16 protein-coding genes are annotated in these 15,659 nt (G+C 38.8%); 4 read left to right on the top strand and 12 right to left on the bottom strand.

The genetic code is table 11. The features are described from left to right. Positions 1-73 precede the first annotated feature (73 nt). Together NSQ71_RS04515 and NSQ71_RS04510 are read right to left on the bottom strand one after the other, a co-directional pair. Positions 74-391 carry a YuiB family protein gene (locus NSQ71_RS04515; protein WP_063387105.1) on the bottom strand — a complete coding sequence of 106 codons (318 nt, stop codon included), beginning with the start codon at positions 389-391 and terminating at the stop codon, positions 74-76. An 827-nt stretch (positions 392-1,218) separates the two neighbouring features. Continuing rightward, positions 1,219-2,442 (bottom strand): NAD(P)/FAD-dependent oxidoreductase, encoded by a 1,224-nt coding sequence (locus NSQ71_RS04510; protein ID WP_327856005.1) that lies wholly within the window; start codon positions 2,440-2,442, stop codon positions 1,219-1,221. A 284-nt stretch (positions 2,443-2,726) separates the two neighbouring features. Here NSQ71_RS04510 and NSQ71_RS04505 point away from each other — a divergent pair, with 284 nt between their 5' ends. Further along, on the top strand, positions 2,727-3,719 hold the full coding sequence (locus tag NSQ71_RS04505) for an NAD(P)/FAD-dependent oxidoreductase (RefSeq protein ID WP_063387074.1): 993 nt from the start codon (positions 2,727-2,729) through the stop codon (positions 3,717-3,719). A gap of 779 nt (positions 3,720-4,498) precedes the next feature. Here NSQ71_RS04505 and NSQ71_RS04500 read toward each other — a convergent pair. The 3 genes from NSQ71_RS04500 to NSQ71_RS04490 all read right to left on the bottom strand — a co-directional run bounded on the left by NSQ71_RS04500 (position 4,499) and on the right by NSQ71_RS04490 (position 6,385). Next, positions 4,499-4,861: a HesB/IscA family protein gene (locus NSQ71_RS04500; protein WP_063387075.1), complete on the bottom strand. Its 363-nt coding sequence runs from the start codon at positions 4,859-4,861 to the stop codon at positions 4,499-4,501. A gap of 63 nt (positions 4,862-4,924) precedes the next feature. Beyond that, complete coding sequence (gene dapF, locus NSQ71_RS04495) at positions 4,925-5,797, bottom strand: diaminopimelate epimerase (RefSeq protein ID WP_339194502.1); 873 nt, start codon at positions 5,795-5,797, stop codon at positions 4,925-4,927. A 351-nt stretch (positions 5,798-6,148) separates the two neighbouring features. After that, positions 6,149-6,385 (bottom strand): YuzB family protein, encoded by a 237-nt coding sequence (locus NSQ71_RS04490; protein ID WP_094245256.1) that lies wholly within the window; start codon positions 6,383-6,385, stop codon positions 6,149-6,151. A gap of 223 nt (positions 6,386-6,608) precedes the next feature. Here NSQ71_RS04490 and NSQ71_RS04485 point away from each other — a divergent pair, with 223 nt between their 5' ends. Continuing rightward, the gene (locus tag NSQ71_RS04485; protein ID WP_339194500.1) at positions 6,609-7,679 is read left to right on the top strand and encodes an NAD(P)/FAD-dependent oxidoreductase; all 1,071 of its coding nucleotides are present in this window, start codon (positions 6,609-6,611) and stop codon (positions 7,677-7,679) included. 212 nt (positions 7,680-7,891) lie between these two features. On the opposite strand, the gene NSQ71_RS04480 is transcribed toward NSQ71_RS04485, so the two are convergent. Then, positions 7,892-8,215 (bottom strand): YuzD family protein, encoded by a 324-nt coding sequence (locus tag NSQ71_RS04480; RefSeq protein ID WP_066249224.1) that lies wholly within the window; start codon positions 8,213-8,215, stop codon positions 7,892-7,894. A 121-nt stretch (positions 8,216-8,336) separates the two neighbouring features. Between NSQ71_RS04480 and NSQ71_RS04475 the strand changes: the two genes are divergently transcribed. After that, positions 8,337-8,600, top strand: coding sequence for a NifU family protein (locus tag NSQ71_RS04475; RefSeq protein WP_375338782.1), 264 nt, complete (start codon positions 8,337-8,339; stop codon positions 8,598-8,600). 33 nt (positions 8,601-8,633) lie between these two features. Here the strand turns inward: NSQ71_RS04475 and thrB are convergent, their stop codons facing one another. The 5 genes from thrB to yutH all read right to left on the bottom strand — a co-directional run bounded on the left by thrB (position 8,634) and on the right by yutH (position 14,136). Then, positions 8,634-9,554, bottom strand: coding sequence for a homoserine kinase (gene thrB / locus NSQ71_RS04470; RefSeq protein WP_063387081.1), 921 nt, complete (start codon positions 9,552-9,554; stop codon positions 8,634-8,636). Further along, positions 9,551-10,612, bottom strand: a complete 1,062-nt coding sequence (gene thrC, locus NSQ71_RS04465; protein ID WP_063387082.1) for a threonine synthase — start codon at positions 10,610-10,612, stop codon at positions 9,551-9,553. The genes thrB and thrC overlap by 4 nt, the downstream gene beginning before the upstream one ends. Next, entirely contained in the window at positions 10,609-11,907 is a 1,299-nt protein-coding gene (locus NSQ71_RS04460; protein ID WP_186439305.1) for a homoserine dehydrogenase, read from the bottom strand. Before NSQ71_RS04460 ends, thrC begins: the two co-directional genes overlap by 4 nt. A gap of 147 nt (positions 11,908-12,054) precedes the next feature. After that, positions 12,055-13,014: a 2-hydroxyacid dehydrogenase gene (locus NSQ71_RS04455; protein ID WP_130157053.1), complete on the bottom strand. Its 960-nt coding sequence runs from the start codon at positions 13,012-13,014 to the stop codon at positions 12,055-12,057. Between the two features lie 138 nt (positions 13,015-13,152). Beyond that, a complete protein-coding gene (yutH, locus tag NSQ71_RS04450; protein WP_340733085.1) occupies positions 13,153-14,136 on the bottom strand; it encodes a spore coat putative kinase YutH in 984 nt (327 codons plus the stop codon). Positions 14,137-14,349: 213 nt separating this feature from the next. Here yutH and NSQ71_RS04445 point away from each other — a divergent pair, with 213 nt between their 5' ends. Next, positions 14,350-14,832 (top strand): phosphatidylglycerophosphatase A family protein, encoded by a 483-nt coding sequence (locus tag NSQ71_RS04445; RefSeq protein ID WP_063387086.1) that lies wholly within the window; start codon positions 14,350-14,352, stop codon positions 14,830-14,832. A 50-nt stretch (positions 14,833-14,882) separates the two neighbouring features. On the opposite strand, the gene NSQ71_RS04440 is transcribed toward NSQ71_RS04445, so the two are convergent. Then, entirely contained in the window at positions 14,883-15,650 is a 768-nt protein-coding gene (locus NSQ71_RS04440; RefSeq protein WP_063387087.1) for a TIGR01457 family HAD-type hydrolase, read from the bottom strand. Between the last annotated feature and the right edge of the window lie 9 nt (positions 15,651-15,659).

Genomic DNA, 15,659 nt, shown 5'->3' with positions numbered 1-15,659 from the left:
CCTTATGGCTCTTGGGTCAAAAAATATGCAAAATGCTCACATAAAAAAAAGCCTTCCGATTATACGGAAAAGCTTAAAACATTTGATATCCTCTTGCTCGAAGCATTCGAATGACAATCCCTGATAGAATCGCACCTACCATCCCGCTTCCTAAAATGAGAATGTCTGCTACGGCAAGAGAGGCGATTTTTTCACCCAACAGAGAAAATGAGCGGCTAGGTGATTTGAAATAATCAAAAAAATTCACTTCATCAATTAAAAAAATACATACTAACGGATAAAGTATCGCCATTATCCATGACATTCTTAAAAGCATATTTAATAAAAAACCGATTCCAAAAAATAAAACTAAGAACAGCAGCATGGAAATCAACAGCACCGGTATGTTCATCATCGTGACCTCACCCTCAGAAAACTGTCGTATTATTATTAAAAGTTTTTATGTGGTTTAATAAGGATAAAACTTGACCAGCCTTTGTTAATTTGCCAGATCTTCTTACATGTGCCAAACCTTTAAAGCAGCAAATCGATAAATTGTTACCTTAATTATTAACCTATTTATTCCAATATATCAAGTACAAGATTGAATTTAATCGGCATAAATCAGCAAAGCAAGTTTGACATGCACACAAAAAGGTTCTCAGTAGGCTCTCCAACCTTTGAGCAGTTCAAAATTTATACAAAAAAACTGGAAGTTTCCCCAAACGTTTCAAAATGCCAAAAATCACCTTTAAGAAAAATTGTCCTAATGTACAGTGCTTTGTCTGTTTTTTACTCATGTGAGACGCTTTTGTGCTAGTACCATAAAGAGGGATTTGGCTTCAACATTTAAGAGAGAACTTTCATTCCTTCAAGCACAAAAAAGACGGTGTAAACAAACAAAAGAAGCACAAGAACTTGAGAATAAAACGAAGAACTTTGAAGGAAATATCGGGTATAGCTGTCCGACAGACCAAATACATCAGGCTACTATATAATTGCAGATCAGCATGGCGATTTTATGCTGAATCGAACCCTCTAATCGCAATCAGCATAGCGAGCTCTTTAATTTAATTTGTTTAAAAGCTTATTACTACGAAAATTCAATAAATACAGAGCGGCTCCTTCTCCAAAACATTTTACTTTCCTGCTTTAAAAGAAATTACAAAAGCTGTTCATGTTTATAAAACATTATTTTAAAAGAGCAAAAGCCCTTAAGCCTTTGCTCTTTTCTTCAGCTTAAAAAAATTTGAATTTTCCTTTTTTCAACACGAGACCTGCTCCGCCAACCATATATAGCGCGCGGTTATCAATCATTTTCTTCATGAAGGATGCTTTTGTACCGACCATTTTTTTGCCTAACGCAATACCTACTGCATCATCTTCTCCTAGAGAAGCAACAGTTCCTTTAATATCTGGCTTAAATGGTTCGAGTTCTTTTTTACCGCGAATTAATGCAGCTAAATTTCTCGCGCAAACTTCTCCCTGCTGCATTGCAATTTGCGCTGTCGGCGGATATGGACGATTGATTTCCTCATTAATAATTAATGAACAGTCTCCAATAATAAACACATCATCATATCCTGGTGCGCGCAAGTCTTTCTCTACTTTTACGCGGCCCCGCATTGCCTCAAAACCAGATTCTTCAATTACACTGTTTCCGCGCACACCAGCCGCCCAAATAACAGTGCCTGCTTTTATTTCTTCCGTTTGATCGTCTTTCCCAACAATAATTCCTTGTTCAGTACATTCTTTTATCGCTGTGCCGATTCTAAACTCAACACCTTTGCGCTGCAGTTGATTGACTGCGTACTCCACAAGTTCAGGATCGAAACCTGGAAGTGCTGTCGGTGCTGCTTCCACACAAATAATACGGACTTTTTTAGGGTCAATATCATACTCTCGGCAAAGCTCAGGAACACGGTTGGCAAGTTCGCCTAAAAACTCAATTCCAGTGAATCCTGCACCTCCGACTACAATGGTTAGACGTGTATCATCTTTTTCTTCTTCTGTATTGTATGTAGCAAATTGATATTCAATATGCTCTCTAATTTGTCTAGCAGAATTAATGTTGGAAATTGTGAAAGCGTATTCTTTTAACCCTTGGATTCCAAACGTTTCCGGATGAGCCCCAAGAGCGACTACTAAGTAATCATAGTTAAGCTCGCCATTTTCAAGAATGACTTTTTTCTCATCTGTTTTAATTAATTTTACAGAATCTTGCACAAAGTTTACTTTGTTTGTATCAATTACATCTTTAATTGGATAGCGGCATCGGTCATGATGAAGGGTGCCTGCAGATGCTTCATGCAGCCATGTTGTTTCATAATGATAATCATGCTTATTGACAAGTGTAATATCAGCCTCGTTCACACTCACCATTTTTTGTAGACGTGTTACGGTCATTAATCCTCCATAACCGGCACCTAAAATAACAACTTTAGGATTTCTCACAAGACACACCAACCTTTTCCGTAATTTTTAAAGCGGTCAATTCTAGACTCACTTTTCACATAATTTGTGAAAATATTCACGTTATTGGACAAAAAATTATAAGGGCAAAATTGTCAATAAAATTTAACATCTTTTTACCTATAGTCATGATATCCGTTTGTGTCCAACTTTTCAAGTTTATTTTTAAGCTAAATGATCAACTTTATAAATCTTTAAATGACAGAATCTTTGTATTTTTACAATCTTTTTTTTATGATATGATTAATAAAGATTAACAAGAGGGGGAATCGTCTGTGAAAGAGGACAGCAAAGTCTACGATATAACGATTATTGGCGGGGGACCTGTCGGGATGTTCACAGCTTTTTACGGAGGAATGAGGCAGGCTTCCGTTAAAATTATTGAAAGCCTTCCACAATTAGGAGGGCAATTGACAGCGCTTTATCCTGAAAAATACATATATGATGTAGCGGGGTTTCCAAAAATTAGAGCTCAAGAATTAGTCAATAATTTAAAAGAACAAATTGCCTTATTCAATCCAACCGTCTGCCTTGAACAGGAAGTTCAGGAAGTTGAAAAACAAAGTGACGGGACATTTAAGTTAACGACAAATTCAGAAATACATTATTCAAAAACGATTATCATCACTGCCGGAAACGGCGCATTTCAACCACGTAAACTTCAGCTGGAAAATGCTGAGCAATTTGAAGGGAAAAACCTGCACTATTTTGTAGAAGATTTAAACTATTTTGCAGGCAAAAAGGTCGTCCTGTTTGGAGGCGGCGACTCAGCTGTTGACTGGGCGTTAATGCTTGAGCCTATTGCAGAAAAAGTAACGGTTGTCCATCGAAGAGATAAATTTCGCGCGCACGAGCATAGCGTAAATCAATTAAAAAATTCTAAAGCAAATATATTAACACCTTTTGTTCCTGTTGAGCTTATCGGCAAGGATCGAATTGAACAAGTCGTAGTCGAAGAAGCAAAAGGAGATCGGAAAGAGATTATTGATGTAGATGAAGTAATTGTCAATTTTGGCTTCGTTTCCTCTTTAGGCCCTATCAAAAACTGGGGGCTGGAAATTGAGAAAAATTCGATTGTTGTTAACTCAAAAATGGAAACAAATATTCCGGGAATTTATGCTGCCGGAGACATTTGTACTTATGAAGGAAAAATAAAATTAATTGCGACTGGGTTTGGCGAAGGTCCAACAGCTGTAAACAATGCCAAAGCTTATATTGACCCAAGCGCAAAAGTTCAGCCAATGCACAGCACAAGTATGTTTAATTGATGAAAAAGATGTGGGTGTCTAATAAGTCATTTTTTCGGCTTATTGACACCCTCTTTCATGTTTTAGAAACGTTGATATATCGGTGCTTATGATTTTTTGTTTTTCAATGGGGATCTGCCTTTCTGAACAGCCCCCTTACAGCGGGAATAATAAGCAAAAGTAAATTTTATTGGAAAGAATAAAGGCTGTCTCGTAAAAGGTCATTTTTTATGACCTTTTGAGACAGCCTTTTTGTCAAGTACTTTTCTAAAGAAACCAGACTGCATCAAGAAGAAGGGGCTTATCGGACAGACCATTTTTCCTTTGTTTATATCCTTCAGAAGTTTTATAAATGACTTTTCTTATGCTCTCTTTCTTCATTAAGTTCTTCAAAAGTTTTATGACGGATATTCAACACATACAATTGCTTCTTGTTGGACTTCATTGCCTCTATGAAGGACATTTACAAATTTTATTCCTTTATTTTTATCCTTCACAGTAGCTCCAAAATCCTTCATTTTAGGAACTCAACGGACAGCCCTATCTTTTTTCAACTTTCATCGGTGATTCATATAGTCTTTCGCACGGTCTTCCATGATGAAAATCTGTGATCTGCAAATATCCTCATTTAATTCTCTATCACTTTTAATAAGTTGCATTTAGCCGTTTTTCCCATAAAAATATCCTAATAAAGCAGACTTTTTTTGGATTCCACTTTATTAGGATATATTTTATTGTGAGTATAGAAAAAGTTAAGGAATAAAGCGATCATTATGCTTGGCTTCAGGAAAGAATCTTTTTTAGCACTCTTCCGGTGTTCCAGCGTGTGTTGCAGTTCTAAAGGAGGCGCCGCAGCCGCAAGACGCAATCGCATTAGGGTTGTCTATTGTGAATCCTCCACCAAGCATCGATTGTTTATAATCAATCTTTGTTCCCTTTAATATAGGGGCGCTGTCTTTATCCACTAAAATTCGAATGCCGAATTGTTCAAATTCGTGATCATCTTCTTGTTTTTCTTGTTCAAACCCGATGCCGTATGAAAGTCCAGTGCAGCCGCCGCCTTTCACACCAATACGCAAATAGGCGCCTTCTTCCTCATTTTCTCTCATCATATCTTTTATTTGAAAAGCTGCCGCTTCGGTAAGCATAACAATTTCAGACATGACCCATCCTCCTTTTCATTAATTTTTGAGTCACTTTTAGTATACCTTTTCAGAAAAAAACTCTCAAATTTCTGAACCGGATTCATAATAATAGGTCCCCGTGCAAACCGTTTCAGCAGGTCCTTTCATCAAAATGTTCCCCTCGTCAGTCCATTTAATAAATAAATCGCCGCCGGCAAGATGGACAACTGTTTCTTTGCCTCTTGTTGTTTGCTCGTTTAATACGGATGCGACCACTGCCGCACATGCTCCGGTGCCGCAAGCTTGTGTGACACCTGAACCTCTTTCCCATACTCGAAAATGAAGCTCATGGTCATTGACGATTTCGACAAATTCTACATTTACCCCTTCTGGAAATCTTGCATCTTTTTCGACAACCGGACCCAATGTTGTTAATGGAGCTTTCTCAATATCGTCCACAAAAAAGATGATGTGTGGATTTCCCATCGAAACCGCTGTGACTTCATATTTCGAGCCGTTAAATTCCATGATTTCACCAATAGCTGTTTCATCTCCGTTTCCGGCCATCGGTATTTCCTTTTTTAACAGCTTAGGGTGACCCATATCAATTGTGACACATGATACTCGTCCATTTTCTTCATGGACTTCGGCTTCAACCAAGCCAGAAAGTGTTTCGATCAAAAACTTTTTCTCTTTTACTATGTTATGCTCATAAACATATTTTGCGACACAGCGCAAACCGTTTCCGCAGTTTTTTCCTTCTGAACCGTCACTGTTGAAAATTCTCATTTTCACATTCGCACGTTCAGATGGAAGAATTAATATTAGCCCATCTGAACCGATGCCGGTATGAACGTTCGCAACTTTTCGCGCAATATCTGGCAGGAGATGCTCCGGAAGCGTTTCTTCGAATCCATTTACATAAATATAACTGTTTCCTAATCCATGCATTTTTGTAAATTGAAAAGTTTCCATTTTTTCCTCCAAAACAACAAAAAATTTGTTTTTATAAGTATAAAACGTTCAAAATTTGTTGACAATAAAAATATCCCCCGTTTTCATATATAAATAAAAGCTCCTCGGGAAATATAAGAGGGGCTTTTATTTTTTATATCATCAGCCTGCCGCTTCAAACACCTTGCTCATACGTAAAAAAAAGACTCATCCGCAAAGGCAAGCGTCGTACTGAGAAACAATATTGAGATTCATACTTACATTTTATAATATGCTCTCATACCTCGAATGAAATATTTAGAGACAGGATCAAAATAAGGAGAATCAAAAGCTTGTCTCCCTTTTAATTTTATCATTCACTTTTATTTTCTATTAAAACATTGGATTTTCTTCTAAAAATTGATAAATATTTTTCACTAGCTCTTCTGCCGTTTCCCCTTCTACCGCTTCTCCGTTTACGAGGGCAAAAAGCGATTCGTAGCATTGGCCGCAATACCCTAGGCAGCTGTATTCAACTATATCTAAATTAGGATCTTTTTCTAATTGTTCTAATGCTTTTTGTGAACCGTTTGCTAAGTTGCTGACACAAAACTCTATAATTGGTTTCACGTGAATTGTCCTCCTTCTATACTCAGTAGCCTATCATAATGCTTTTTTTCTTCATTGTCAAAGCATTGAACTTCAAGGTTCATTTAACATTTTGCCATAACAATTGTGCTATTTTTCCTTAAGTATGTTGTGATTTATACATAAATTCGTTATACTTTTAGTGGCATTTGTTACGATTGTCACAGTTTTGGGGTAAACATTTGCAGGGAAAAGGGGAATCGCGATGAGAAAGTTACTGCTCCTCGGAGGCGGCTATGGCGGCATGAGAATTCTTCACAAGCTGCTTCCCAATAACTTGCCGGATGGTGTCGAAATAACATTAGTGGATAAAAACCCTTATCATTGTTTAAAAACGGAATACTATGCGCTGGCTGCGGGAACGATTTCAGATCAGCACGTGCGCGTGGCCTTTCCAGAACACCCGAAATTGAACATTCATTACGGTGAAGTCACGGACATTGACCTTGAACAAAAGCTTGTACATTTAAAAGATCAATCTCCAATCACGTATGATGATCTTATCATCGGATTAGGATGTGAAGACAAATATCATAATGTTCCGGGTGCTGACAAATACACTTGCAGCATTCAAACAATCGATCAATCACGTGAAACGTATCAAAAGCTGAACAATTTAGGAGCAGGTGCAACAGTCTGCATAGTTGGAGCCGGATTGAGCGGCGTTGAATTGGCAAGCGAACTGCGTGAAAGCAGATCCGATTTAAAAATCAAGCTGTTTGACCGCGGAAAAGTGATCTTATCAAACTTCCCGGAACGATTAAGCAAATATGTCCAAACATGGTTTGAAGAGCACGGGGTTGAAGTAATCAACAGCGCCAATATTACAAAAGTTGAGCCAAATATGGTTTATAACCATGATGAACCGATTCCTTGTGATGTTGTCGTTTGGACCGCAGGAATTCAACCGAATTATGTCGTAAGGAAATTGAATGTTGAAAAAGACCGGCAAGGACGGGTTATTTTAACAAAATACCATCATCTTCCTCAAGATGAGCATGTGTATGTTGTTGGAGACTGTGCAAGCCTTCCTTACGCACCAAGTGCTCAACTTGCCGAAGCGCAGGCTGAACAAATTGTACAAGTATTGCTCAAAAAATGGAACAACGAACCTCTTCCAGAGGAACTGCCGCCGTTCAAATTAAAAGGCGTTCTCGGTTCTCTCGGAAAAAAATCAGGTTTTGGGATGGTAGGAGATCGCGCACTCACTGGACGTGTGCCACGTCTTTTAAAATCAGGAATTCTTTGGATTTATAAATATCATAGTGGAGCATGAGAAAACCGGGCGTTCATTTGTACGTCCGGCTTCTCTTTTTCCGGAACTCTTTCACTGGAAAATATAAATCAAGAGAAATACAGTTGTCTATTATTTTGCATGCAAAAAAACGAAGCAGCGTTTTTTTTTTTTAGCGAATCTGTTCTTTTGGCTTGAAGAAATCGACAATGCACTTTTTCTTTCACAGTTCTGGATGACGAGTAAACTCTTTCTTACACAGGTTGGTAACCATGTTTTTCCATCTCTTGAAAAATCCTTTTTATCTTTGGATTTCCTTCTCCTACTACCACTCCATTTATGACAACAAGGGGATAAAAATATTCTTCCTTCACGATTTGATCGGCTATTTTCTTTTTCTCTTCATCTTCCGGAGGACAATATATATCAATATATGTGATGTCAAATGGCTGATCTGGATATTTTCTAGTCAGTGCTGCTTCCAGCCATTCAAATGTATCTTTTGCTGAAGGCGAATTTACACAGCTTGGACATAAGTTTTCTGCACCATAAACGCAAATTTCTACCGGTTTTCTCATGTTTGTTCTCTCCTATTTAATAAAATGATGATCTCCTAGATTATCCATATTAGATTTAAAAAAAATGTGATACAATGAATTTGAAACTTACAAATAGATTTTATCGCTCATTTTGAATATAATGATGGATAAGAAAGGAGTCGATAGTATGTCAGATGTTCAAATAAAAGAACAAGTACAGGAAGTTTTAGATAAGCTGCGCCCGTTTTTGCTTCGTGACGGCGGAGACTGCGAATTAGTTGATGTTGAAGAGGGCATTGTGAAATTGCGCCTTTTAGGTGCGTGCGGGAGCTGCCCAAGTTCTACCATTACTTTGAAAGCAGGTATTGAGCGGGCTCTGCTGGAAGAAGTTCCAGGCATCGTAGAAGTAGAACAAGTATTTTAATGAAACAAACCGGCGAAAAGCCGGTTTGTTTCTTTATATCAAGCTTTCAATATGAGTAAACCAAGACTTTGTCCCTTCATAATCAATTTCTAGCTGTGTTACTTCACAATGAGGAAAAGCCTCTTTTAGTTTAGGACGCAATGAGTGTCTCATGCCTTTTGGAGCAAAACACAATATCGTTGGACCTGCACCGCTCAATACAGTCCCGTACACACCGTGCTCTTTTCCTATCTTTCGAACAGCTGACAGTTCAGGAACTAGACTTTCCCTATACGGTTGATGGAATATGTCCATTTCCATCATTTGGCCTGCCAATTCCCAATTATTATTCATGATGCTCCCAACAAGCACATTGCTGATCGCACTGGCTTTCACCGACTGCTGAAATTTAAATGTCTTCGGCAAAACGCCTCTAGAATCCTTCGTATATAAATAATATGGCGGAATAACCGCGATAATATCCACATCCAGATTATCCACTTTTACAAAATATGTGTGGTCATCTGTTAAATAGCCGACCACTAGACCGCCTACTATAGAAGCTCCGGCATTATCCGGATGTCCCTCAAACTTGCTGGCAAAATGAATTTTTTCTTCATCGCTCAAATTCAGTTTACAAACACGATCGCAAAGCTCAATCCCTGCTGCAATGGCGGCCGCGCTGCTTCCGAGTCCTCTTGTCATCGGAATATCACTTGAAATTTCCACATAACATGCAGGAAGATTAACACTATGTTTTTCTGCTAGCTTGGAAGCGACTTTATAAATTAAATTCTCTTTCCCTTCCGGTACGTTTGCTACTTCTTCACTTACCGGCTTAAATGTCCAATTTTCCGCAAATGTAACGGCTAGTGTTAAATAGCGGTTTAAAGCGAGCCCTACAGAATCAAAACCGGGGCCAAGATTGGCTGTACTTCCGGGAACTTGAATTTTTAACATGTCTCCTTCTTTCATACATGCCCATCTCCCTTGAGATGGTCCATCACAGCTTTCTTTTCATTAGGCAGCACGATCGGCTGGATGGATGACACATCGATCGCAGTATTCGGATCTTTTAATCCGTTGCCGGTCAATACTGCTACAACTGTGCTTCCTTTCGGGATTTTCCCCGAATTTACATCTTTCATCACTCCTGCAATAGATGCACTTGAAGCAGGTTCAGCAAAAACGCCTTCCGTTCTTGCAATTAATTGATAAGCATCCAAAATTTCTTCATCTGTTACCATATCGATCTTTCCGCCTGATTCATTGGCAGCATTGACAGCAAATTCCCAGCTCGCTGGGTTTCCAATTCGAATGGCAGTTGCCACTGTTTCCGGATTTTCAATCACTTGATTTTTTACAATGGCTGCGGCGCCTTCCGCTTCAAAACCGTGCATTTTTGGAAGCCCTGTTTGGTGCCGCTCATTAAACTCTTTAAATCCTTTCCAATATGCTGTAATGTTTCCAGCATTTCCAACCGGAATCGCCAAATAATCCGGAGCTTTTCCCAGCTGTTCACAAATTTCAAACGCCGCTGTTTTTTGCCCTTCAATTCGGTAAGGATTTACAGAATTGACAAGAGTAATTGGCAGCTCTTCACAAATTTCACGAACCATTTTTAAGGCATCATCGAAGTTTCCTTCAATTGCAAAAATTTCTGCGCCGTACATAACTGCTTGGGCAAGCTTTCCAAAAGCGATTTTTCCGTTCGGTATAACAACAATGGAACGCAATCCTGCACGTGCCGCATATGCGGAAGCAGCTGCAGACGTATTTCCAGTTGAAGCGCACATTATAGTTGTGCTTCCTTCTTCCACCGCTTTTGCAACTGCCATCACCATACCGCGGTCTTTAAATGAACCGGTAGGATTCGCTCCTTCTGTTTTCACATACAGCTCAACGCCTAATTTTTCAGATAATTTTTCTAAATGAATGAGAGGAGTATTACCTTCGTTCAATGTCAGCATCGGTGTTTTGTCCGTTACTGGCAAAAATTCTTTATATTTTGCAATTAGTCCATTCCATTTCATAATAAGCCGTTCCCTTCTACTCGATACGTACTTTTAACTTCCTTAACAACTTGCAAATCTCGGAGCTCCATTAAAATTTCCTCAAAATCTTTTTTCGATGCTTTATGGGTAACGATGACAATTTCCGCTAAATCTTTATTTTTCAGAGGTAATTGGAGAATTTTCTCAAAGCTTACACCTCTGTCTGAAAAGAGGGATGTAATTTTTGAAAAAGCTCCAACTTGATCTTCTACGTGAATTCGTAAAAAGTATTGGGCAAAAATTTCTTCAGGTGCCTTCAATTGTTTCTGATATTGCGGGGCTACGGCGCTTCTTCCATTTACACCTAGACGCATGTTTTTCAATACGCCTACTAAATCCGAAACAACAGCGGTTGCAGTTGGCAAGCTTCCTGCGCCAGGACCGTAAAACATTGTTTCCCCTACCGCTTCGCCGTACACATAAACCGCATTATATTCATCTTGGACGGAAGCTAACGGATGATGATCGGGCAGCAGTGCAGGCTGTACACTAACTTCAATTTTATCACCGCTTCGATGGGCGATGCCGATTAATTTCATCGTATAGCCGAGCCGTTTACTGTAATCAATATCCTCTTGTGTAATATCCGTTATCCCTTTTACTTCCACATCTTCTAAATCTACTTCCATAGAAAATCCAAGTCTTGCCAAAATCGCCATCTTTCTCGCTGCATCCAAGCCTTCTACATCAGAAGTCGGATCAGCTTCTGCATATCCTAATCTTTGCGCTTCCTTCAGCACTTCTTCATAAGGGGTTCCGTATTTTGACATTTTCGTTAAAATAAAGTTTGTCGTTCCGTTAACAATCCCCATCATTTTTGTAATCCGGTCTGACGCCAATCCATCTACCAATGTACGCAGAATCGGGATGCCGCCTGCGACACTTGCTTCATAAAAAAGATCGCAGCCGTTATCCGTCGCTTTTTTGAGCAACTCAGTTCCGTACACTGCCATCAAATCTTTATTTGCCGTCACAACATGCTTCTTCCGATTTAATGCTTCAAGCAAATATTCCCGTGTCTGCTCAATTCCCCCCATGACCTCAATAATGACGTCAATATCCGGATCTTCTATTACCTCATGAACATTTGTCGTTAATTGGGAAGGTTCTACATGAACGTCTCTTTTTTTATTTGTATTTTGAACAAGAATTTTTTTTACTTTCACCGGGCACCCGATTAAATGAATGAGCTTATCCTGGTGGTCTTCAATGATTTTTACTACTCCGCTACCAACGGTGCCTAAACCGAGCAGTCCTACTGAGATTGATTCCAACCAATTCATCTCCCTTATGTTTATTTATAATAGACAATTGTCTGCCGTAAAAAGACATTAACTGTTTTATAAGACATTATAAATTTCAATGACTGATTTTACAAGAGAAATTTTCATCATCCGCATATGTAAACGCTTTTTGGGCGTTTAAACAACGGCTGTTTTCGGTTTCTCGCCCGTTAACACACGTTGAATATTTTCGACGCAAAGTTCGATCATTTTTATGCGGGTTTCCCGACTCGCGCTGCCGATATGCGGAAGTGCTACAACTTGTTTCAATGATAAAAGCGGATGATTGGAATCAATCGGTTCTTCTTTAAACACATCCAATCCACAACCAGCGATTTCACCAGTTTTTAGAGCATTATACAAAGCGTTTTCATCAACAGATGCTCCTCTGCCAGCATTAACAAATATTGCACTTGTTTTCATTTTTTTAAAGGCTTCCTCGTCAAACAAGTTTTTCGTTTCATTTGTTAATGGTGTTAAATTAACGACAAAATCGGCTTTCTCTAGCAATTCATCAAATGTGCAGTATTTCGCTCCAAGCTCTTTTTCCACTTCCGGTTTCTTTGAACGATTATGATACAAAATTTCCATATCAAATCCTTTTGCCCGTCTCGCAACAGCTTCTCCAATTTTCCCCATCCCAACGATCCCAATCGTTTTATGATGGATATCGCTTCCTGCCAACAAAAATGGAGACCACCCTGTCCATTTTCCTTCTTTTACATACTCCGCAGCTTCAACCAATCTTCTTGCCGCTGCCATTAACAAAGCAAAGGTTAAATCGGCAGTCGTATCTGTTAGTACATCCGGTGTATTAGTTACAGTCACGCCGTACTTTTTCGACGCTTCGAGATCGATATTGTCATACCCGACTGCTAAATTAGCAACGATTTTTAATTTTTTGGCTTTTTGAAGCAGTTCTTCATCCACCCGGTCTGACAGCATTGTAAGCAGAGCATCAGCTTTTTTTGCCTTTTCCAATAATACAGACCTCGGACATGGAGAATCCTGCTCCCAAATGTCGACAACTCCGATGGAACGAAGAGGATCCAATAGGTTTTCTGGCAGTTTTCTTGTTACAAAAATATATTGGGTCACTGATTCATCTTCTCCTTCTTCTAATAAATAGCTATTGTTTTGAATTGATATGACAAAATCAATGCTTTGTTCGAAACAGCTGCAAGATTTTAGCTGCTTTCTTTTTTATGATACCACAACAAAATGCGACTGAACCTTTTATAACCATGTCAAAGCCGGCAATACAATTTGCTTTTTCCTCAAATATATCATAGATGAAAACGAAGATAAAAATTGCTCATACTGCGAAGATGTTTGCAAAATTTTTTCCATTTGAAATTGCAGAGAATCCCTTTCTTCTTCCTCTGCAAGATAATAGTTTTCAACACATTCAAAATAATGAACAGGAAACAAAAGCCTGCTAAAAACTAACCGCCAAAAAAAAGAGGATAACGGAGACGCTCGGTCGTATTCTGCCAAAAAAAGCTCATCAATTGTTTGCCTTCCTGTCAGAAAATCATACCTTAAACATTCAGCAATATCTCTTCCTCCATGATCAAAAACGAAATCAACAGGCAATGAAAATGCGTTTTCCCATATTTCTCTCGTAAAACGTTGATGACATATGGTGCCGGAATCAACCGGCAATGGTCGATCATCAAGCTCAGTATCCGCTAAATATTGGATGGCATTTTCGCCTAAGCCTAAATAATATGGAAAGGATTCAATAAATAGCTTGTCAAAGGCGTGATGAGGCTTTGAAGCAATTTGAATACTCCAAAATTGCTCCATTTGATCGATCCGCCTTGCCCATAAATTTCTCCATTGCCCAATTCGATTCGAATGAACGGGAGTAAAAGGCAGCCTTCTGCCAACTTCGTGAAAAAATGACAGCTCTTTTCCGAGAGAAGTTATATTAAGCCGCTTTGTTTGTTGAGGTATTTGAAACACAGCGTAGCGCGTTCCATTAAGTTCTGCCGTAAGATCCCCATTTACAGTTAATAAAAACGAAGCAGCTTTTCTCTCGTTAGTCATAAGGAGATAACGACTCATTTCATACAGTTCATAAAGCTCCTTATGGTCAATATGTGAAACAGCAGCAATAAAACCGATATTTCTTTTTGTTTTAAACCCCTGCCATTGACCAATTGAAAAAAAGTCGAGTACATCTATTCCATAATGCTTTTTTAAAAGCTCTTTCATTCCTAGTTCCCCCTATAAATCCATTGTTCAAAAAAACACCCCAATATATATAATGAAAAAATGCCATAAACTATAACATGTAGAAAAGCTTTTGTGTATACAATATAAAAAAGATGTTGATGCTTTTTGAAAATTTAAGCAAGAATTTATTGAAATCGGCGTCACAGCCGATTTCAGCACTTTCATATACTTGTAAAAGATAGGGTGAACGACATGGATAAAATAGAGCAAACTGCAAGAAAATGGCTGAAAGATAGAGGAGTTACACCGGATGACATCGCAGAGCTCGTCTATTTTTTACAGCAGCAATATTATCCGAACTTAACAAAAGAAGACTGTTTACAAAACGTGGAAAGAGTTCTTTCGAAAAGAGAGGTTCAAAATGCCATTTTAACCGGAATTCAATTAGATGTTCTAGCAGAAAAGGGGGGTTTACAGGAGCCTCTTCAATCGATCATCCAATCGGATGAAGGATTATATGGAATTGATGAAATTCTTGCATTTTCCATTGTGAATATTTACGGATCAATCGGGTTTACGAACTATGGCTATATCGATAAACAAAAGCCTGGTATACTTGCTCATTTAAACGATAAAAGCACAGGTAAGTGTCATACTTTTCTAGATGATATTGTCGGAGCCATTGCAGCGGCAGCTTCAAGCCGGCTCGCCCATCGATCCACTGATTCACAGTAGGGGCAGCGGAGCACCTATTGTGAAATCAGCTGGAAAAGAAAAAGGCTTCATCATAGCACATGCCATTCCGAAAGGTTATTCACTGTATAAGTCGGTTGTATTTCTTTGTGTTTTAAGTGTTCTTTCGTTGTTACGCCTGTATGCACAAGAAGGGTGTCCATCCCTGATTGGATACCTGCCTTAATATCCGTCTCGTAATTATCTCCGACAAGAAGCGTTTCTTCTTTTTTCGTTTTCAGCATTTTCAGCCCTTGCTCTACAATAATTTTTTCAGGTTTTCCGATAAAAATCGGCTGAACATTTGTAGATACTGAAATGACCGATGTAATGGCGCCATTGCCTGGAAGCAGTCCTCGCTCAGTCGGCAGAGCAGTATCCCCGTTTGTTGAAATAAATGTTGCACCTGCACGAACCGCTAAACAGGCCTTGGCAAGCTTTTCATAATTGATGTTTCGGTCAATACCCACAACGACAAAATCCGGATTTTCATCGACGAAGCGAAAACCTTTTTCCTCCAAGGCCTTTCGCAGCCCCTCTTCACCGATTACATATATAGAAGCATTTTGTTTTCTTTCCCAAATAAAATTGGCTGTGGCAATGCTTGAAGTTAAAATTTGATGCTCTTCCGCCGGAATGCCGAGACTGATTAGTTTTTCAGCTACTTGCTTCGGAGTTTTAGAAGAATTGTTTGTCATAAATAAGTACGAAATTCCTTTTTCCTTCAGTTTTTTAACAAATTCTTCAGCTTCTTCAATTTTTTCTGTACCCCGATACATGGTGCCGTCTAAATCGATGAAATATCCTTTATATTTCTTCAATTTTTTTTC

It is taken from the genome of Aeribacillus sp. FSL M8-0235, from assembly GCF_038000355.1.
Taxonomy (GTDB): Bacteria; Bacillota; Bacilli; order Bacillales; family Aeribacillaceae; genus Aeribacillus; species Aeribacillus composti.
The sequence above is the reverse complement of the archived record's forward strand: the minus strand, read 5'-3'. Positions and strand labels throughout refer to the sequence as shown.

Excerpts from the sequence above, each read along its gene's own strand:
- NSQ71_RS04515 (WP_063387105.1), bottom strand. The coding sequence starts at position 391 with ATGAACATACCGGTGCTGTTGATTTCCATGCTGCTGTTCTTAGTTTTA.
- NSQ71_RS04500 (WP_063387075.1), bottom strand. The coding sequence starts at position 4,861 with ATGTCTGAAATTGTTATGCTTACCGAAGCGGCAGCTTTTCAAATAAAA.
- dapF (WP_339194502.1), bottom strand. The coding sequence starts at position 5,797 with ATGGAAACTTTTCAATTTACAAAAATGCATGGATTAGGAAACAGTTAT.
- NSQ71_RS04485 (WP_339194500.1), top strand. The coding sequence starts at position 6,609 with ATGAGAAAGTTACTGCTCCTCGGAGGCGGCTATGGCGGCATGAGAATT.
- NSQ71_RS04480 (WP_066249224.1), bottom strand. The coding sequence starts at position 8,215 with ATGAGAAAACCGGTAGAAATTTGCGTTTATGGTGCAGAAAACTTATGT.
- NSQ71_RS04475 (WP_375338782.1), top strand. The coding sequence starts at position 8,337 with ATGATGGATAAGAAAGGAGTCGATAGTATGTCAGATGTTCAAATAAAA.
- thrB (WP_063387081.1), bottom strand. The coding sequence starts at position 9,554 with ATGAAAGAAGGAGACATGTTAAAAATTCAAGTTCCCGGAAGTACAGCC.
- thrC (WP_063387082.1), bottom strand. The coding sequence starts at position 10,612 with ATGAAATGGAATGGACTAATTGCAAAATATAAAGAATTTTTGCCAGTA.
- yutH (WP_340733085.1), bottom strand. The coding sequence starts at position 14,136 with ATGAAAGAGCTTTTAAAAAAGCATTATGGAATAGATGTACTCGACTTT.
- NSQ71_RS04445 (WP_063387086.1), top strand. The coding sequence starts at position 14,350 with ATGGATAAAATAGAGCAAACTGCAAGAAAATGGCTGAAAGATAGAGGA.